Source organism: Stieleria maiorica (assembly GCF_008035925.1).
In the GTDB taxonomy this organism is placed as follows: Bacteria; Planctomycetota; Planctomycetia; order Pirellulales; family Pirellulaceae; genus Stieleria; species Stieleria maiorica.
This window is the reverse complement of record NZ_CP036264.1, coordinates 3,154,064-3,172,908: the sequence shown is the minus strand read 5'-3', so window position 1 is coordinate 3,172,908 and position 18,845 is coordinate 3,154,064. Positions and strand designations below refer to the sequence as shown.

General features: G+C 59.2%; 18 protein-coding genes. 9 read left to right on the top strand and 9 right to left on the bottom strand.

The window, feature by feature from the left end; translation table 11 throughout:
* The first annotated feature begins 147 nt into the window (after nucleotides 1–147).
* Complete coding sequence (locus Mal15_RS35130; protein WP_147871953.1) at nucleotides 148–474, top strand: type II secretion system protein GspG; 327 nt, start codon at nucleotides 148–150, stop codon at nucleotides 472–474.
* 189 nt (nucleotides 475–663) lie between these two features.
* On the opposite strand, the gene Mal15_RS11010 is transcribed toward Mal15_RS35130, so the two are convergent.
* The 3 genes from Mal15_RS11010 to Mal15_RS11000 all read right to left on the bottom strand — a co-directional run bounded on the left by Mal15_RS11010 (nucleotide 664) and on the right by Mal15_RS11000 (nucleotide 3,979).
* Nucleotides 664–1,719: a glycerophosphodiester phosphodiesterase family protein gene (locus Mal15_RS11010; RefSeq protein WP_147867807.1), complete on the bottom strand. Its 1,056-nt coding sequence runs from the start codon at nucleotides 1,717–1,719 to the stop codon at nucleotides 664–666.
* Between the two features lie 135 nt (nucleotides 1,720–1,854).
* Nucleotides 1,855–3,024: a type III polyketide synthase gene (locus tag Mal15_RS11005; RefSeq protein ID WP_147867806.1), complete on the bottom strand. Its 1,170-nt coding sequence runs from the start codon at nucleotides 3,022–3,024 to the stop codon at nucleotides 1,855–1,857.
* A 49-nt stretch (nucleotides 3,025–3,073) separates the two neighbouring features.
* The gene (locus Mal15_RS11000) at nucleotides 3,074–3,979 is read right to left on the bottom strand and encodes a methyltransferase domain-containing protein (protein ID WP_147867805.1); all 906 of its coding nucleotides are present in this window, start codon (nucleotides 3,977–3,979) and stop codon (nucleotides 3,074–3,076) included.
* Nucleotides 3,980–4,174: 195 nt separating this feature from the next.
* Here Mal15_RS11000 and Mal15_RS10995 point away from each other — a divergent pair, with 195 nt between their 5' ends.
* From Mal15_RS10995 to dps, 3 genes are all read left to right on the top strand, one after another.
* On the top strand, nucleotides 4,175–5,101 hold the full coding sequence (locus Mal15_RS10995) for a response regulator (RefSeq protein WP_147867804.1): 927 nt from the start codon (nucleotides 4,175–4,177) through the stop codon (nucleotides 5,099–5,101).
* 432 nt (nucleotides 5,102–5,533) lie between these two features.
* Nucleotides 5,534–5,716: a hypothetical protein gene (locus Mal15_RS10990; RefSeq protein ID WP_147867803.1), complete on the top strand. Its 183-nt coding sequence runs from the start codon at nucleotides 5,534–5,536 to the stop codon at nucleotides 5,714–5,716.
* A gap of 54 nt (nucleotides 5,717–5,770) precedes the next feature.
* Nucleotides 5,771–6,256, top strand: a complete 486-nt coding sequence (dps, locus tag Mal15_RS10985) for a DNA starvation/stationary phase protection protein Dps (protein WP_147867802.1) — start codon at nucleotides 5,771–5,773, stop codon at nucleotides 6,254–6,256.
* Between the two features lie 52 nt (nucleotides 6,257–6,308).
* On the opposite strand, the gene Mal15_RS10980 is transcribed toward dps, so the two are convergent.
* From Mal15_RS10980 to Mal15_RS10955, 6 genes are all read right to left on the bottom strand, one after another.
* On the bottom strand, nucleotides 6,309–6,722 hold the full coding sequence (locus tag Mal15_RS10980; protein WP_147867801.1) for a response regulator: 414 nt from the start codon (nucleotides 6,720–6,722) through the stop codon (nucleotides 6,309–6,311).
* A 52-nt stretch (nucleotides 6,723–6,774) separates the two neighbouring features.
* Entirely contained in the window at nucleotides 6,775–7,245 is a 471-nt protein-coding gene (locus Mal15_RS10975; protein ID WP_147867800.1) for a response regulator, read from the bottom strand.
* A gap of 65 nt (nucleotides 7,246–7,310) precedes the next feature.
* Complete coding sequence (locus Mal15_RS10970; RefSeq protein WP_233903538.1) at nucleotides 7,311–8,804, bottom strand: sensor histidine kinase; 1,494 nt, start codon at nucleotides 8,802–8,804, stop codon at nucleotides 7,311–7,313.
* A gap of 6 nt (nucleotides 8,805–8,810) precedes the next feature.
* Complete coding sequence (locus Mal15_RS10965; protein ID WP_147867799.1) at nucleotides 8,811–9,473, bottom strand: RedB protein; 663 nt, start codon at nucleotides 9,471–9,473, stop codon at nucleotides 8,811–8,813.
* 210 nt (nucleotides 9,474–9,683) lie between these two features.
* Nucleotides 9,684–10,640 (bottom strand): ribosome biogenesis GTPase YlqF, encoded by a 957-nt coding sequence (ylqF, locus tag Mal15_RS10960; RefSeq protein WP_147867798.1) that lies wholly within the window; start codon nucleotides 10,638–10,640, stop codon nucleotides 9,684–9,686.
* A gap of 376 nt (nucleotides 10,641–11,016) precedes the next feature.
* Complete coding sequence (locus Mal15_RS10955) at nucleotides 11,017–11,979, bottom strand: hypothetical protein (protein ID WP_147867797.1); 963 nt, start codon at nucleotides 11,977–11,979, stop codon at nucleotides 11,017–11,019.
* Nucleotides 11,980–12,193: 214 nt separating this feature from the next.
* Between Mal15_RS10955 and Mal15_RS10950 the strand changes: the two genes are divergently transcribed.
* From Mal15_RS10950 to Mal15_RS10930, 5 genes are all read left to right on the top strand, one after another.
* Entirely contained in the window at nucleotides 12,194–12,967 is a 774-nt protein-coding gene (locus Mal15_RS10950) for an Ntn hydrolase family protein (protein WP_147867796.1), read from the top strand.
* Nucleotides 12,968–12,971: 4 nt separating this feature from the next.
* Nucleotides 12,972–13,757: a transglutaminase-like domain-containing protein gene (locus Mal15_RS10945; RefSeq protein ID WP_147867795.1), complete on the top strand. Its 786-nt coding sequence runs from the start codon at nucleotides 12,972–12,974 to the stop codon at nucleotides 13,755–13,757.
* Nucleotides 13,758–14,078: 321 nt separating this feature from the next.
* Nucleotides 14,079–14,297, top strand: a complete 219-nt coding sequence (locus Mal15_RS10940; protein WP_147867794.1) for a hypothetical protein — start codon at nucleotides 14,079–14,081, stop codon at nucleotides 14,295–14,297.
* Nucleotides 14,298–14,450: 153 nt separating this feature from the next.
* Nucleotides 14,451–16,682, top strand: coding sequence for an HAD-IIB family hydrolase (locus tag Mal15_RS10935; RefSeq protein WP_233903399.1), 2,232 nt, complete (start codon nucleotides 14,451–14,453; stop codon nucleotides 16,680–16,682).
* Nucleotides 16,666–18,657 (top strand): alpha-amylase family glycosyl hydrolase, encoded by a 1,992-nt coding sequence (locus Mal15_RS10930; RefSeq protein ID WP_147867793.1) that lies wholly within the window; start codon nucleotides 16,666–16,668, stop codon nucleotides 18,655–18,657. Before Mal15_RS10935 ends, Mal15_RS10930 begins: the two co-directional genes overlap by 17 nt.
* The last annotated feature ends 188 nt before the right edge of the window (nucleotides 18,658–18,845 follow it).

The following is an 18,845-nucleotide window of genomic DNA, read 5'->3' as shown; positions in this document are numbered from 1 at the left end:
ACGCTACTCTGATCTGCTGCGCAGGAGTCGCTGCTTAGACTACTGACTATTGTTGCGGCACCATCGCCACGGATCACATTTCGCTACATTGAGAGATGAGGTGATGAATCTAAAACAACTCCTCGCGCTTCCGCTCGCGTTGACTCTATCTCCCCCCTGGACCCTTCTGTCGTTGCGAAGACGCCGGCACCGGGCGTAGATCCTTGGGGGAACGAGTTTCAGGTTGCTCTGCGACAAGATGCCGACGGCAACCGGACCTATGGCGTGTACAGCCTCGGGCGCGACGGTGAATCGGCGTCCGGCGGCAATGATCCTGATGACATCAACTCGTGGTCCCTTGATCCGGTTGCTTTCTACATCCCCGAATTGGTCCAAGAATTGAAACTCAGCAGAGCCCTCTGGGCAATCCCCTGGTTGTTGATTGTTTACCCGTTGATGTTCATCTTGCTTCGTACCCGAAAGGTTCCAGGCTGAAACGCGAAAAGCCGGCCAGCATCGACCGAATCGTTGGCCGGCGGTATTCCCGTCCTTCGGTGGATGACTGTATCGAAGACAAGACGCGCGGGAACCTGCGTGCCGAGTCAGCGCGGACTGGCAAGAGAAGATTGGTCCGGATCGGTCGTGATCGATGTCAAGGAAGCGAAACTCGCTGACTGATCCCTTTCACTCTCGTCCGACCGGGCGAAGGGAGTCGGCTGATTCCGGGACTGCTGTTTCGCTGAAAAGCATCGGCCAGACCTGTCGCGGCAAGTCGGTTTCTATTAGATCAATCCCACGCTCGAGCAACGCTTCATACCGTGCTCGGATGGTATCCACCCGGCCAGCGCTGACGAGTTCGCGATCGAGGTTGCGCGAGGTGCCCGCCATCGTCAAGACGCCGCGGGTGTGAAGCATTTCGATCAACCCACGATCTTTGGTGGGATCGTGCCCGACGAATGCAACGACGTTGTCCCAAGGGATTTCAGCGGCTTCGAATTCATGCAATCGTTGACGGTCGGGGACCATGACTTCCATCATGATGTTGGGATTCAATTCGTAGCACTCCCTGGCCTGCTTCACGCTGCCGACGATGATCATCGAAAAACCTTCGGCCTGGTGTTGTTCGATCATTTTGACGCGCTGAGCGACCGACAGGTCTTTCGCATCGAGGACCAGGATGGCCTTCCCCTTCGCCCAGTCGAATGCCTCCGCCAGCGTCGGGATGTGATGGTCCGTCACCTTGCCTTCGCGGTCTTTTAGCCGCAACTGCTTTAGTTGCGCGAGCGTCAGATCGGAAAGCGGCCCGCTGCCCGTGGTGGTGCGATCAAGCGTCTTGTCGTGATGCAAGACCACAACGCCGTCACGGGACAATCGCGGATCGATTTCCAGCATGGCATAACCGTGGTTCAGCGTCGCTTCGAATGTAGCGATGCAATTCTCTGGTAATCCTGCCCCGGCGCCGCCGCGATGAGCACTGACCAGCGGCACGGGTTCGTTCCGGTATCGCAGCAACCGCCGGAGGTCACCGCTGGTTCCGGTGTTGATTCGATACCGCGGTGGTGACGTCGACGGATTTGATGTGTGTTGATTAACGAGCGGACGTTCCACTTCGACATCAATCTGTTTCGCTTGTGGAGCAATTTGCGGCCCCTGAGCAGGGACCACGTTATCCATCGCAATGGCGACAACGACCCAAACGATCACGACCCAAACGATCACGACCACAGTCAATCGGTCCATCAGTTCGGCCCCTTCAATAGTCTTCACAAACGATTCTACGGCAGTTGGAAACGGAGCATCATGATACCAAGCCGGAATCTCTGCGAGAACATCACCACTGGGCCGCCGTGGCGGGCGCGATGAGTTCGGCAACCGCTAACCGATTAACGCCGCTTCGATCGAAAGCCCGGGGCCGAATCCGAGCAACACGCACGGCAAGCGGTCGGGTTCTTGCAGCAACCGCTGCAGGATAAACAGCACCGTCGGGGAGGACATGTTGCCGTACTCGGCCAAGATACTTCGCGAAATGGACAGTTCATCGCGTTGAAACTGCAACGCGTCGCCACAGGCCTGCAAGATTTTGGGGCCGCCGGGATGAATCGCCCAGCCGCGGATGTCTTCGATCGCCAGATGATGCTTCGCAAGCCAATCCCGCAACCAAGGTTGCAATGATTGGCGGATCACCGTCGGCACGCGCGGCGAAAGCGTCATTTCGAAACCGTGGTCTCCGATCCGCCAACGCATCAGATCTTCGCTGTCGGGCAAGATCGTGGATCCGCTCGCGATCACCTTCGGGCCGGAAGGCGGTGAGGATGACGTGCGGGCAACCAACGCCGCGGCACCATCGGCGAACAACGCGTTGGAAACGACACGTTCCGGGTGCCAGCCGTATTGTTGATGCAACGTGCAGAGCTCGACGGCACACAACAGGACCCGCAGTCGGGGATTCGATTGCGACAGCGACTGGGCCACCCGCAGTCCGTTCAAGGCCCCGTGGCATCCCATGAATCCGATATGGGTGCGGCCGACCGATGGGGAAAGCCCGCATCGGTTGATGATGGAGACGTCCAACCCGGGCGCGTAGAAACCGGTGCAAGAAATCGTGATCAGGTGATCGATGTCCCCGGCGTTGCAGGAGGACTGATCGAGTGCTTTCGCGACCGACTGCGCCCCCAATCGTCCTGCGTGACGCTCGTAGAGCTCCATTCGCTGTGCGGTCGTCGGACCACAATCCTCGGGGCTCGATGCGGGTGGGAAAAACGTTTGCCGCACCGGTTGCGTCTCCACCGCCACGTCGGCCGCTGCCGGAACACGACCGCCCGCCGCCTGGACGGCCACGCGATGCGACCGGTCGGATACGGACCGCGGTTCCGACGACTCCAAGGCAACGCTGTGGCGATAATTCACCCCCGACCGTTGATACAAGATCGACAGCAACTGCGATTGTTTCGGATTGTCGCAGCACAGTGTCTGCGCGATTCTGGCAGCCGAACTCTGGGAGATTCCGTGAGTCGGCGTCGCCGTGCCCAGGCCGTCAATGATCATCACTCCTGTCCCTCATTCGATCCGTTCCAGATTGATCGGCCGTCCCATTTCACGCAATCGATTCGCGATCATCCCGGGGGGCCGTTGTACAGGGCCTGTCGGCCGCGCCCGGTTTTTCCGCGACGATCGCACCGTATTGCATCGCACCGCTTCGATAGGCCCTCAACAATGCATCGAAGCCATCAATAAAATTCACTTGCTCGCGGTCCAGCACGCGCGCCAAATGACGAACCCCGGTCCGCCGGACACGTCGTTTACAAATTTCCCACGTCCGTGTCACGCGATCGGTCCAATCCACGTTGTGTCGTATCCGTAACCCGCTATCCATCATCCAGTCGGCATAGTCGGCGCGGGTCGCCAGGGACGGACAGACGAACCGCTCGCACACCTCTTCGCATTGTCGTCGATGCCCCGACCGCGACGTGTCTTCGCCTTCAAACCAGACGCAGATTGCGATGCGTCCACCGGGCCGCAACCAATTTGCTGCGCGGCCGATGAATTGTGGTTTGTCGAACAGGTGTTCGGTGCATTCGACCGACCACACGACGTCAAAACTGTCGGGTTGAAAAATGACATCTTCCGCGTCGCCGGCCAAGAATCGCGTGCGGCCGGCGAGTCGTTTGACGCGAGACGAAAGCGCCGCCCAATGTCGCTGGACCGGACTGAGTGTGACGCCGGTCACGTCACAGCCTCGTAACTTGGCCAGTCGGATCGCCGATCCGCCCATCCCGCAGCCGATATCCACCACCCGATCCGCCGACGTCACGTCGGCCAGATCGGCCAGCGTGTCGGTCAATTGACACTGGGCCTGATAGGCGGACAGTTTGTCAGCTGAATGAGCCCCATCCCAGAGACCGTGGTGAATGTGGGGCCCCCACAACAGCCGATAAAACAGCGTTCCGAGTTGATAGTGACTGCGGATTGATTCCTTCTCAACGCCCTCAACGGCGATCATGGGCTTTCTGCATTGGATGTGATCGTGATGGGTGCAGCAAACAGACCGAAATCCATCTTGAGTAAATTGGCGACAAAACCATTCTACGAATCGGTCATCGGATTTGGGCTCAAAAAACTGGAATTGTGCAGGCCAAGATGCTAGCTTCAGGCTTGTGGAAACCTTTTCTTGGCACGCAAAAACGCGGGTGATTCAATGCCGATCATATTAGTGGTGGACGACTCGGACGTTGATCGCCTGTTGATGAAGGGACTGCTTAGTGCCGACGTGGACTGGTTGGTTTCCCAAGCCAAGAACGGCGTCGAAGCGGTCGACATGGTCACCTACGCCTTGCCCGACGTCGTAGTCACCGATTTGAACATGCCGGAAATGGACGGCATGCAACTGGTGTCGCACATGGCGGAATCGTTTCCCGAAGTCCCGGTCATTCTGGTGACCGGAACGGATGATTCCAAAATCGCGCTTCGGGCGTTGCGGCATGGTGCGGCCAGTTTTGTCCCCAAACAACAACTTGCCGAGAGCTTGTTGGAGACCGTCGAACAGGTGTTGGCGGTTCGCGACGCGGACCACTATGACGAACGGATCGTTCAACTGACCACCAACACACGTTATCGATTCGTCCTGGGCAATGACCCCACGTTGATCTCGCCGATCGTCGATCGAATTCAGCAGGGGATGATCGCGATGCAACTGTGTTCGGCAACCCAGCGGATGCACATCGGGATCGCGTTGGAAGAGGCGCTGCTCAATGCGATGCTGCACGGCAATCTCGAGATACCGGCGGAGAAGTTGACCGAAACCCGTAATTTGCTGCACGAAGGCAAGACGTCACCGATTGTCGAGGAACGACGTCAGGAGCAACCGTACGCCGATCGGACGATCCACGTGGCCGCTGACTTCAACCGCAGCCGCGCCCAATTGGTCGTCGGCGACAGTGGGTCGGGGTTTGATGTCGATGCCAAATGGCCGGCGTCGGGCGACGAATCGATCAACGAGGAAGCAGGTCGAGGGCTGGTTCTGATTCGAACCTTCATGGACGAGGTCTTGTTTAATGAGACCGGAAACGAACTGCGGATGACGCTCAACAATTTGCGTCCAGTCGTCACGCCGGCGGCGGATTGAGTGCGAGAGTCCCTCGCTTCGTTTTCGGCGCGTCAGGCAGAGCGTTAGGAAGATTTCGGAGGTAGGAAAATTGGCGAGACTCCGTGGAGGGTGCCATTGTTCATCTTCTTACCCCCAGAATCTTTTTACCCCATTTTCGCAGCCCGCTAAGAAACGGGAACGCGAGGGCGATCCGTTGGTCAGTTGAGATTCCTGTCGAGCCGCCCTCTGAATGTCTTCGGTGGCCAACAGCTGTTCGCTTTTCGACCAACGTGGTGCCTGAAGGCCCGATCGGTGAATCGATTTGCCTCCCCGGTACCCTCTCTCCGCAAAGGAAGCGTTGCAGCGATCGTTTGGCACGATTGCTGCGACACTGTCTGTGGCCCACCGGGCTGACGCGATGCCGGATCCTGGCAAACGCGTCTTTTTGTTGCCCCTATTGAAGACCTTGCCATGACAACGACGACCAAACCCCAAGCTCCTCCGGATACTGCTCCTCCGGATACTTCCAATCACGAGACCCCGCTCAGCCAGAAGGCGCCCGGCAGCCCCTTCGCCCTGGTCGCGCTTTCGTACCTGGCGCTGCTGCTGTTGGCCGCTCTGGCGTTCGCCACGGTGTATTGGTTGCTCGGGTAACTCGGGTCAATAGCCTCCAAACGTTTGTAAACTCCCTACCAAAAGGAACTTTGAATGACGACTCTGACAACTCCCCTGAAGCGACAAGTCCTAAACGACAAACTGCAACAACAAACCGTTGACCTGTTGCAAAAATCATTGGTCAACCTGGTCGACCTGGCGCTGTTGTTAAAGCAAGCCCACTGGAACGTGATCGGCAAGAATTTTCGTTCGATCCACCTGCAGCTGGATGAAATCATTGCAACCGTGCGCGACGGTAGCGACGAAATCGCCGAGCGGATCGCGGCCCTGGGGTTGCCCGCCGATGGTCGGTCCGGCACCGTCGCCGCAGACAGTGATCTGTCGGACTACCCGAGGGACTTTCAACAAGTCGCCGACACGATCAGCTTGGTTGCCGACGCACTGAAAACGACCATCGACGGTCTGCGTCACGCGATCGACAAGCTCGGCGACATCGACCCGGTCAGCGAGGACCTCTGCATCGCGATCGCGGGTCCGCTGGAGAAGCACCTGTGGATGGTTCAAGCGCAAGAATCCTGATCAACAGTCCGGTCGATGCATGATCGGCGGCTGAGGCCTGCGGCAGCTTGCATCATTTGTCCGCGACGGCCAGACGCGCGCCGCGGGCCGCCCGCTGGAGTGTTTGATCCAGTTCGCTCGACGGAACAATCCCCTTGACCAGATAGTCCGTCGCGCCATGATCGTGGGCGTCGATCGCGGCTTGCGGGTCGTCCAATCCGGTCAACATCACGACCGGCAGCCGCGCGAAACGAGATTGTAATCGGCGCAGACCATCCAGCCCGAATGAATCGGGCAAGGAGTAATCGAGCAACACGACGTCACAGTGGTGTTGCTCGATCCACTGCATCGCTGATTCCAGCGTGCAGTGGACGTGCAGTTCGTAGCTGCCGTCGCAACCGGCGAGCGTCCGCTCGAAAAGCAGAGCGTCGACGTCATCGTCTTCGACCAGCACGATAACGGTGGAGGATGCGGTCTTAGAACTCATGACGTTCGCTGCACTCGGTGTTGATTTCTGTTGATGGCCGCGACCAGACTAATCAGACGGCGACGTTGGGCGTCGGCAACGTGACGACGCCGAACCAATACGAACCCAGTCGCCGAACCGATTCGGTAAACTGATCGATGTCGACCGGCTTTTGAATGTACGAATTGCAACCGAGGTCGTAGCTGCGCAGGATGTCCGCTTCCTGCTCGCTGGTCGTCAACACGACCACGGGAATTCGTGACAAAGTCTCATCGGCCTGCAAGTCGCCCAGTACTTCGCGGCCGTTCCGCTTGGGCATGTTCAGGTCTAGCAGGATCAGATCCGGCGTGGGCGATGACTCCGGATCGGCGAACGCGCCTTCGCGTCTCAGGTAGTCCATCGCTTGCTCTCCATCACCGGCAATCCTCAGGTCGACATTGAACGACTCGTGTTTGAGCGCACGGCGGGTCAATTCTTGATCGCCGGGGTCGTCTTCGACCAACAGAATCACGGCCGGTTTTCGTTTTGCGTTTGGATGATTCATGGCAGTATTATTTCAGGGGTAAGGGTTCAGATCCGTTGCTGATCAGGGCTTCGAAGTTGAAAGCTTTAGCACGTCGCCAATTCCAGCTCGACAGCGGAGTCACCTTCATTTCGGTCGGATCCCGGCGGGTCGATGTCGGCGACCGGAAGGGTGAAGCGGAAATGGGCTCCCCGGCCGATGTCAGACTCAACCCAAATCTGCCCCGAATGTCGTTGCACCGTTTTCTTACAGATCGACAGACCGATTCCGGTCCCTTCGTATTCGCCACGGTTGTGCAGTCGCTGAAACGGCTGGAAGATTCGCTCGGCATATTCGCTCTTCATTCCGATGCCGTTGTCGCGTACGCCAAGCGTCCAGTGGTCCTCGTCTCCGGTCGCGGTCAGGCGAATCTCCGGCGCCGCTTCTTCGGTGAACTTGAGCGCATTGCTGATCAGATTTTGCAGCAGTTGCGTCAGCATGGTTTGATCCCCGATGACGACGGGGAAGCGGTCTCGCTTGATGACCGCTCCCGTTTCGTCGATTTTCAATTCGAGCGCCTCGAGCGCGTCGTCAACGCAGTGGTTCAAATCAACCGGATCGTGTTTCATGGCCGACCTGCCCACACGCGATAATTCCAACAGCGCTTGGACCAGCGTGCGCATCCGTTTCGCGGCATCGACGATGAATTGCAGGTCGCGTTTCGCGTCTTCGTTCAGGTCACCGTCGATGTCTTGTTCCAGCAAACGGCTGAAGGAAACCAGTTTGCGCACCGGTTCTTGGAGGTCATGGCTGGCGACGTAGGTGAACTGGTCGAGTTCCTTGTTCTGCTCTTCGAGAACCTTGTTGGCTTCGATCAACTGCCGGCTGGCCCGTGCGGTATCGTCCATCGCTTGACGAAGTTCTTCCGTTCGCCGCGCCACCTCGGCCTCGATGCGTGTATTGGTCGATTCCAACTGGGCCTGATGGTCGGCGTTGCGCCGCATGTCTGCCAGGCTTTGCCGGATGGTGACGATCAAAAAGAGGTCCTCGAAGACGACCCAGCCGGCGTGTTCGATCAACCGCAGGGGGGCTCCGGCGATCACGCCGTAGACCGATTCGGGCCACAGCCAGCCTCGCAGCCCGTGGTCGGCCGCAACGACAATCGTCGCGGTGCACAGCACCCGCCAATCACGGTAGCAGGCCAGGAATGCCAGGGAACCAAAGATGTGAAAGTGCGTTTCGATGCGGCCGCCGGTTAAGTGAATCAAGAGCGCCGAGGTGAGCATTTGGCCGATCGCGATGACGTGTCGCGTCACCACGCTTCCCGGTCGCTGCCATGCCAACAGCACCGGCAACGCCGTGATCGCTCCGCCCAGTAGGATCGCCGCCCAGACGTGCAAATGGGGTTCGCTGATCGCCCCCGACCAGGTCCGCGGCGAAATCCACAGCGCCGCAGCGATCCCGGCAAACCACTGAATCGCCATCAGCGCCGCGAACAAGCGGTCGGTGCGATGATGAATCAGTGATTGCTGTGCTCGATAGAGTGCGTCGGCGCGACGTCGGTCGCCGGCGTCCGAAACGGCCGTTGCGGTGGACATCATCACGATTTATGTCTCCTCAAGTTCGATGCCGAGTTCGCATCCGTAGACTTTGGTGCGGTCGACGTCGGCAGTACCGTGGGTCAAGAAACGGACAACCGTGGAGCGTCCCAGATTGTCACCGCTGTGGCCGCGTGATGCAGTGATGCCGCCGCGAAACTTCAAGCTGCCCGACGGGTCATAAAGCAACACCAGCCCTGACGTGGCGGCGCGGAAATGAGACGCTTCGTCGCCGCCGATGTCGGCCGAAACGCTGACTCCCGGGATCCGCTGGGCCGCATCCCACAACGAGGTGTGTTCCCAGTCGGGCTGCATCGCACAGGAACGCGGTTTGACAAACAACACATGTGCCCGCAACCGGTCGCCGCCGTGATTGATGATCCGCTCCAATTCGCCGACCGTCGCCCGCGTGCACGGGCATTTCGGATGGGCAAACAGCACCAGCGTCCATCGATCCGGTGAAGGCCGCAGTGATGAATCGGCGGGCCATCGTTGCGGCGCGGTGTGCAGCGTGCCGGCGGCATGTTGGTATTGCCAAATCAAGCCCATTCCTCCGGCGACCAGCGCGCCCCAGACCAGCACCAACGTGTGCATCGCCCAGCCGCGGCGAAAACGCGCCAGGCGGTCAAACGCAATCCGACCGCGTGTGGAGTCGTGAAGGTTGTGATGCATCGTGGTCCCCCTGTCGCTCGCCTGCTCGCAGCGCAACCCCAAAACCAAGGGTCGGCGAAGCACTAGCCATTGCGGGGAACGTAGACCACGGTTTATGCGAGGGCGTTTACAAACACATCAAACGAATGATTCCCCGCCGGATTGCGGAGATCGCTGAGGGGATGCCCTCCGGAGCTGGTCGGGCAACGGGATTGATCGCGTCAATCGGAATCAGCGTCTTTCCCGCGCTTTGCGTTTGGCCCGTTCTCGGTCGCGAAACCGCTTTTTCCGTTTGGCGTCCTTGGCAGCATCCCTTTCCGCTTTTTCGGCAGCCAAGGCTTCGGTTTGCGTTTTTTCTCGCTGCATGGTTTGGGGAGTTTCCAAAGTCAGCGGGCCAAAGCCGCCCGATCGCAGTTCGGTCACCAGGATCCGTGACGCGCGGTCGATGTCGACCAGATTGCTTTTGCCCAGGCAGCCGCGTTTGCGGCCGATCGCTTCGATCGCCTCCAGTTCCGTCGTCGGCGTCGTGTCTAATCCATAGCGTTCGATCAGCTTGTCCGGGTATTCGGCCAGCATGTACCTCGCGGCAAAGAATCCGATGTCGGCGTATTCCATCGCCGTTTCTTTGATCGATCCCAGCAGCGCCAGTCGGTATCCGCTGTTGACGTTCAACACGTTCGGCCACAGCACACCGGGGGTGTCCAACAGCGTGACACCATCGCCGATGTTGACGCGTTGTTGTTGTTTGGTCACCGCGGGTGTGTTGCCGGTCTTGGCAATTTTCCGTCCCGCCAGGTAGTTGATGATCGTCGATTTGCCGACGTTGGGAATCCCGACAATCATCGCCGTCACCGTTCGGCCGCGGCGGTGCGGCACCATCGATGTGGCGATGGATTTCAGACGCCGAATGGTGGGAACGTCTTCGGTTGTGACGGCCTGGGCTCGGACGCCGACGGTTTTTTCGAAGTGGGCGTGCCAGATCGCGGTCATCGCTTCATCGGCCAGATCGCTCTTTGCCAACACCTTCAAACACGGCTTTTCACCGCGCAATTCCGCCAGCATCGGATTCTCGCTCGAATACGGAATCCGGGCGTCAAGGATTTCGATCACCACATCCACTTTGGGAAGTGTGGCTTGGATCTCAAGCCGGGCTTTGTGCATGTGCCCGGGAAACCACTGGATTGACATGGGACGCTCGATGGGGCGAAGTGGGTGATGGCGCGGTTCTCGGGTTGCGGACAAGGCGACGAGTCCATTCGGATTGTCAGCGGCGAGGACTGCTCGCGTCGTCCGCGACGGCTTCCCCGAAAGTCAAGGCGAGACGCAAGGCAAGGCTTTGTCCCTCAACCCGTAGCGGAAGCCGCCAAGGCTTTCGACTCGCAGCAGTCCACACGTGAAAAGCCGAAATTCTTGGCGAATTCCGCTCCCACAGACGACCCTTGCCGGGATTAGGGACACAGCCCAGTGTCCCTGACAGCTAGTGTCCCTGATAGCCGGAGTTCTGCTAACCCCACGTGCGAAAAACGGCCCACTGCCCCGCATGGATTCGTCTCTGGTGGCCGCCTCAAAACAGGTGGTACGCCTTGGCGTCCAGCTGGCGGGTCAGCTCGGGGGCATCGGCGCGCGCCAGCAGGTCGTAGTAGCCATAGGGATACTTGAACACGTGCCCGATGCCCAACGTTTTGTCGCCACGGTTTTTCCAGTACCGGGCGTCCTTGGGTCGCAGCTCGCTAAAGGCGTGGTCCTTGATCTTGCGGTCTCCCGGTTGCGGTCCGCGGCGGGTGACCGTGACGTACTTGCGGAATGCGGTGCGACAACTTTCGGCCCATTCCACGTCGCCCATCGCGGCGAGTTCGACGAGCGATTGTCCGAAGGTCAACATGTGGCCGGCAAATCCCTGCCCGTAGCCGACGAATCGATCGATCGCGTCACTGGCTTCTTGGAGAATGAATCGGGATGCGGCGGCGGAATCGGCAAAGGGTGGCGGATTCACATCGTCGTCCGGCGTGACGTCGCGCCAGGGTTTGAACGCTTGGATCAGATTACAAACCCCCTGGACCCGTTCGGGCGTGGCGGTTTCGGGCATCATTCGGAACGCCTTGATCGCGTGCATCGCAAAGATGGCGTCGTGGCCGACTTCGCGCAACACGCCGCCGCCTTGGGCAAGCGCCTTGCCGACCTGCTGGACCGCGTCGGGGACCGGATCGTTTTCCGGAAAGGGTTCGCACAGTTTCGTCGGCGCCCAATTCAGGTCAAACAGTTGGACGATTCGTGCCGCCGCCGCGTCGTCGAATCCGTTGTCCACGCACATCAGGTGTGCGGAGATCATCGCCGCGCCGCGGTGCCCGTCGGCAAAGTAATTCATCTCGGGCGACCGCGCGAGCGCATTGATTCCCAGCCGCACCAACCGCTTTTCGACCAAGCTGCGTTCCTCCGCGTCACTGTGGTTTTCAGCGGCCAGCAGCCAAGCACCGATGCAGGCCCCGTTTGCGATCGCAAATCGCCGGCGGTCAAGGGAATGGTCCATCGGTTCGAGCTCCGGAGTGTTCGGTCGTAGATTTTTTTGAAAGATTGGCGAGTTCCCCGCCCCTGTTCATGTTACACCACCGCCTGACTTCCCACTCGGCGTGGCGACGCAGTCCGGCCCGCAGTCTCACCCGCTGCGATCACGGTTCGGTACAACGGTTGCACTGGCGGCTTGATCGAACCATCACTTCATTCATCGACAAACCGAGAAAACATTGACATTTTGCATCGGCATCCAGGTCCGCGAGGGGATCATCGCCCTTGCCGACACACGCATCGTTCGCGGCAGCGAACAGGTCAACAAACAGAAACTGGCCGCGTTTCAACACGGCAACAGCGCGCTGTTCACGATGACCAGTGGGCTGCGATCGGTCCGCGACAAGACACTCGTCTATGTCGAAGAGTCGCTGCGTGGCGGTGGCGAACCCCAGGATCGGTTGTACCAGTTTGCCAATCTGTTCGGTCAACAACTTCGACGCGTGAAAGACGAAGACGGCCCCTCACTCGCCTCCACCGGGCACACGTTCAACCTGCATGCGATCATCGGTGGTTGCTTGCCGGCCGACCAACGACCGCAATTGTTTTACGTTTACCCGGAAGGCAATTGGGTCGAGTGTGCGATCGATTCGCCCTACTTCATGATCGGGCGGACGTATTACGGCAAACCGATTCTCGATCGCTTGTTGGCCTTCGAAACGCCCCTGCGAGATGCACTGGCACTGGCTTTCTTGGCGTTCGACGCGACACGTGCCAGCGTCACCGACGTCGGTTACCCGATCGACGTCGCGGTGGTTGCGACCCAAAGCCGGCAGGCCATGTACCAGCGTTTCTCCGGTCCGGATCTTGCCGAAACCAGCGCTCGCTGGGTACAAGGATTGCAAAGCGTGGTTGCCGGGCTGCCGATGCAGTGGGCCGATCCCTTGTTGGGGTCGGCCAATCCTTCGACCTCAACCGATCCCAACCCCCAAGATCAATCCCAATCGCTGTAGCACCATGCCGACCATCAAAGTTGAAAGCCAATTGCAGTATGACGTCCGCCAACCGACCAACATGCTGTTCAAGATCGCTGCGGCGCAAACCGACCGACAACAAGTTCGCAACACGCAACTGACGATCGACCCGGAGATCACCATTGAAACTCTGGAAGTCGGCTTGGAAGGGAATACGATGCAACGCGTTTCGGTGCAACCGTGTCAATTGACCCTGCACTACGAAGCGGAAGTCGATGCCGTTGCCCAGCCGACCGACCCGGGAAACATTCCGCAGACCAATGTCGGCAATCTGCCTACCGAAGTCCTGCCGTATCTCAACCCCAGTCGGTACTGTGAAAGTGATCTGCTGGGTCGATTCGCGTTCGAAGAATTCGGTCAAATGCAGCCCGGATTGCTGCGCGTTCAAGCGATCTGTGATTGGGTCAACGAGCATCTCGATTACACCCCCGGAAGCACGGGGGTGACGACGACGGCTGCCGACGTCGTGCTGCAGCGGACCGGGGTCTGTCGTGACTACGCCCACTTGGCGATCGCGTTGTGTCGCGGCATCGGTGTTCCGGCACGCTACGTCTCCGGCTATGCCGCTGAACTCCAGCCGCCGGATTTCCACGGTTTCATGGAAGCCTACTTGGGCGACCAATGGTACTTTTTCGACCCCACCAAACTCGCATCGGTCGGCGGTCTGGTTCGCATCGCGACCGGCCGCGATGCGGCCGATGTTGCGTTCGCGACGATCACCGGCGATGCCGGCCTGACATCCAAGATGGTCAGTGCCGTGTTTCTGTAACACCGATTCGATGTAGCTACCATTCTTCGCCAGAAGGTGGGTCCAAGGCGGTTTCCACGCTCCCGCGAGCGTCGCCACGTCGAAGCCGGCCTGCCGGCCGCCGCTGGTCCCGGAATGGCATTTGCACCGTCATTAAGATCGCCGCCGGCGACGCCAGGGCGTGCGAATGACGTGGCGTATCCACGTGCCGCCAGAATCACCAACTGGTCGCCCACAGACCACACTGGTCGATTGCCGACCAGTCTGGGGGAAACGCCCCCAGTGTGCACGCGTGCGCGAGCCCCGTGTCGGCTGCCGACCAATCACCACCATCAACTCGAATTGAACAGGATAACGATCAACAGTCCAAAAATCGTCGTGACAACGACCGGAACACACAGTTGGCGAATTCGAACCGCAGGAAAGGAGGCAGCGGAGCATTCGCGACGCGTGTTCGAATCTCAAGGGCTGCAATGCAGCCAAGTCAAACGCCGTGAAAACGGGTTTGCATTCTACGCCTCGATGGCAGCGGGTGAGTTAGAACCCGCGGTGGCCAGCTAAACGCGACCTTCTCCCAGGCACCTTATCACCGCCTAAGGGCGTCCTGCTCCACGTACGTTCTTTTTGGCATATCACTTGCCACTAACGGGGGACAGTAATCGCACCTTCCACAGGCGGGCGTCTGCCCGTCCAACGAAACGGACCCAAGAATCAATGAGCTCGATCATCGAATCTGAAGAACACCACCATCCAGAGGATACGATCCCACAAGTCCTGGCGCCGCCGAGCGAGAGCATCAACCTGCCGGCGGCCGAGGATTTGAGCATTTGTTTGATCAGCCTGCACGGGCTGATTCGCGGCACCGACCCCGAGCTCGGCTGCGACGCCGACACCGGTGGCCAAGTCAAGTACGTGTTGGAACTGGCCCGTGAACTCGGCGCGCGGGAGAATGTCCGTCAGGTGCAACTTCTCACGCGCCAGATCATCGACCCCAAAGTCTCGAAAGATTACTCGATCCTGGAAGAACCGATCGGCGAGTGCGCTAAAATCGTTCGCATCCCTTTCGGTCCCAAACGCTACCTAAAGAAGGAGTCGTTGTGGCCGTACATCGAAATGTTCATCGATCAAACCCTGGCCCACTTTAAACGCACCGGGATCCCGGATTTGATCCACGGTCACTACGCCGACGCCGGGGTCGCGGGCGCGCACCTGGCGCGACTGCTGCACGTCCCGTACATCTTCACCGGTCACTCGCTCGGCCGCGTCAAACGCCAGCGATTATCGGTCGGCAAAACGAACCCCGATTCACTGGAAAAGAGGTACAAGTTCACCTCGCGGATCGAGGCCGAAGAGACCGCGCTCGAAACGGCCGCGATGGTCGTCACCAGCACCAACCAGGAAGTCGAACGGCAATACGAACTGTACGACCATTATGTGCCCGACCGAATGGAGGTGATTCCGCCCGGCGTCGACCTTTCGGCGTTCACCCCGCTGGCCGACCCGAATCACAAGGCCGAGATCGAGGACGCGCTCGTTCCGTTTCTTCGTGACCCAGACAAGCCGGCAATCCTGACGATGGCCCGCCCGGACGAGCGAAAGAATCTGGAAATGTTGGTCAGGGTGTATGGCGAAAGCGAGGAACTGCAGCAAGTCGCCAACCTGGTTTTGATCCTGGGGACGCGCGACGATTTGCGCGAGCTCCCCAAATCACAGCAAACGATCATCACCAACATCTTGCACCTGATCGACAAGTACAATCTGTACGGCAAAGTCGCCTATCCGAAAACGCACCGCCCGTCCGACGTGCCTGATCTGTATCGGATGGCGGCGCGATCCAAGGGCGTCTTCATCAACCCGGCGCTGACCGAACCGTTCGGATTGACCTTGCTGGAAGCCGGCGCGTCGGGGTTGCCCATCGTCGCGACCAACGACGGCGGCCCACGCGACATCATCTCCAACTGCGAAAACGGGTTGCTCGTCGACCCGCTCGATCCGGCCGCCATCGAACGCGCCCTGCTGCGTGTTTTGACCGAACCGGACGTGTGGCAGCAATTCTCACAGGCGGGGATCGCCGGGACGCGGAAACACTACGCGTGGAGCAATCACGCCTCACGGTACTTGCGTGATGTGAACGAGATCCTGGAGCGGGCCTCGTCCCCCACGACGATCAACCGTCCGGTCCGCCGGCTGCCGGAATTCGACCGCATGATCATCACCGACCTGGACAACACGCTCACCGGTGACGACGAGGCACTCTCGCGTTTCGCCGACCTGATTCGCGACAACGATCACATCGGGTTCGGGATCGCGACCGGGCGGCGGCTGGACAGCGCGTTGGAATTGATCGAGTCGCTCGGATTGCCGCAGCCGGATTTGATCGACACCGATGCCGGCACACAGCTGCATTATGGCGAAGCGATGACGCCCGACCGGACCTGGCAGAAATCGATCGGCTATGCCTGGGACCGCGACGGGATCCTCGCCTGTCTGGAAAATGTCGAAGGGTTGACGCCCCAGTCGGAGGACCGACAATCCGATTTCAAAGTCAGTTTTGATATGGACCCGGCTAAAATCACGGTCACAAAGGTCAAAAAGAAACTGCGAGAAGCCGGACTGAGGGCTAAGGTGATGTTGTCCCTGGGGATGTTTTTGGATGTAATCCCCGTCCGCGGCGGCAGCGATTTGTCGATGCGGCATGTGCTGTGGAAGTGGGGCTTCCAGCCGGATCACGTCCTGGTCGCCGGTGACTCGGGCAACGACGCCGGCATGTTGCTGGGGCGGACCCTGGGCGTCGTCGTCGGCAATTACAGCCGAGAGCTAGACCGGTTGAAAGATCGTCCGCGGATCTATTTCGCAAACACGCCGCACGCGGGCGGAATTCTTGAAGGCATCGAGTACTACAACTTTTTGGACAAGATCGTAATTCCCAATGATTGGATTGATTGACTACGGAAGGGAAACCCAGACGGAGCTCGATGAACTTTCGTTCCAGGCGGATTTGTCCCTGGAGAGGCTGAACCCGCGGTTGGAGGAGGTTTGGGAGCGGTATTCGATTTCCGAGGAACGCCAGAAGATCTTCCAATCGCGGTTGCGCGAACACTGGCGGCCGCTGTTCAAACAACTCCACGAGCTGTACAGCGGCCGATACGATTTTTTCTACCACCTCGAACAGGTGCTGTTGACCTGCGCGTTGGCCTTTGCCCAGCGCAGCGATGAACTGTGTGAAATCGATCGGCATCGATTGATCGAGCCGAATTGGTTCCAGTCCCAGAAGATCGTCGGCGGTGCACTGTACGTCGACCTGTTCAGCGACAACCTCGGCCGGCTCCGCGAACACGTCGGTTACTTCAAAGACCTGGGGCTGACGTACTTGCACCTGATGCCGTTGTTTGCCGTCCGTCCCGGGAACAACGACGGCGGCTATGCGATCAGCAACTACCGCACGATCGCGCCCAGCCTGGGGACGGTGGAAGATCTGAAGCTGCTGGCCGATGACCTGCGCGAAGCGGGGATCAGTCTGGTGTTGGACTTTGTGTTCAACCACACCTCGGACGATCACGAATGGGCGCAGCGGGCCCAAGCCGGCCATCGCGAGTACCAGGAATTTTATTACACGTTCGCCGATCGCGAGGTGCCCGAACAGTACGAACGGAACTTGCGCGAGATCTTTCCGACCGTCCGCCGAGGAAACTTCACTTGGCACGACGGCATGGGGCGCTGGGTCTGGACGACGTTCAACAGTTTTCAGTGGGACCTGAACTACAGCAATCCGGCCGTGTTTCGGGCGATGCTCGACGAGATGCTGTTCATCGCCAACTTGGGTGTCGATTTTCTGCGTCTGGACGCGGTCGCGTTTATTTGGAAACAGATGGGGACCTGTTGCGAAAACTTGCCCCAAGCACACCTGGTGATCCGCGCGTTCAACCGTCTGGTCCGAATCGCCGCCCCCGCGCTGGTGTTCAAATCCGAAGCGATCGTGCACCCCGATGAAGTCGTCAAGTACATCGACAAAGACGAGTGCCAGGTTTCCTACAATCCGACCTTGATGGCGCTGCTGTGGGAATCGCTGGCAACCCGGCGAACCGATCTGTTGGTGCGTACGCTGGCCAGACGATTTAAGTTGCCCGACGGAACGTCGTGGGTCAACTACTTGCGCTGTCACGATGACATCGGTTGGACGTTTGATGACGGCGACGCGGCGTCGATCGGAATCAATGCCTTCGACCATCGCAATTTCCTGAACCAGTTCTACTCCGGTCAGTTCGAGGGATCCTTTGCCAGGGGCGTGCCTTTTCAACACAACCACGAAACCGGTGACATGCGGATCTCCGGCACGATGGCGTCGCTGGCCGGCCTGGAGCGGGCGATCGAACAGGAAGACGAGGAAGGCAAAGAACTCGCCATCCGGCGGATGATGCTGCTGCACGGCATCACGCTCAGCATCGGCGGCATTCCCTTGTTGTACATGGGCGAAGAGTGGGGCATGTTGAACGATTACTCCTTCACCACCGATCCGGCCAAGGCCGGCGATTCGCGTTGGATTCACCGGCCACGGATGAAGTGGGAGTACCTGGAAGAATTGGATGACGAATCCGGACGCGATTCGATCCGTCGTCGCATTTTCCGATCGCTGCAGTCGATGATCGCGATCCGGAAACGCTCGCTCGCCTTTGCCGGACAGGAAATGACGCTGTTTCCGACCGGCAACCCGCATCTTCTCGGTTACGTCCGCTCCAACGAAGCATCCAACGTGGTCGTGGTCGCCAACTTCACCGAACACCCACAGTCCTTGGACGCCAATCGGTTGCGGACCGCCGGGCTGGGACGCTTTTTCAAGAATCTGCTCAACGACGTCGAATACGGCACCGCCGAACCGGTTGTGTTGGCGCCGTACGAGTTGCTGTGGCTGAAGCGGATCTAGGCTTTGTCCCTCAGCCCGTAGCGGAAGTCGCCAAGGCTTTCGACTCGCAGCAATTCACACGAAAAAAGCCGAAATTCGTGGCAAATTCCGCTACCACCTACGACGCTTGCCGGGTTTAGGGAAACAGCCTCGTGGACGAGGCCACCTGTCCATTCGGAGTGAGAACTGCGGGGACTCCTCGCGTCGTC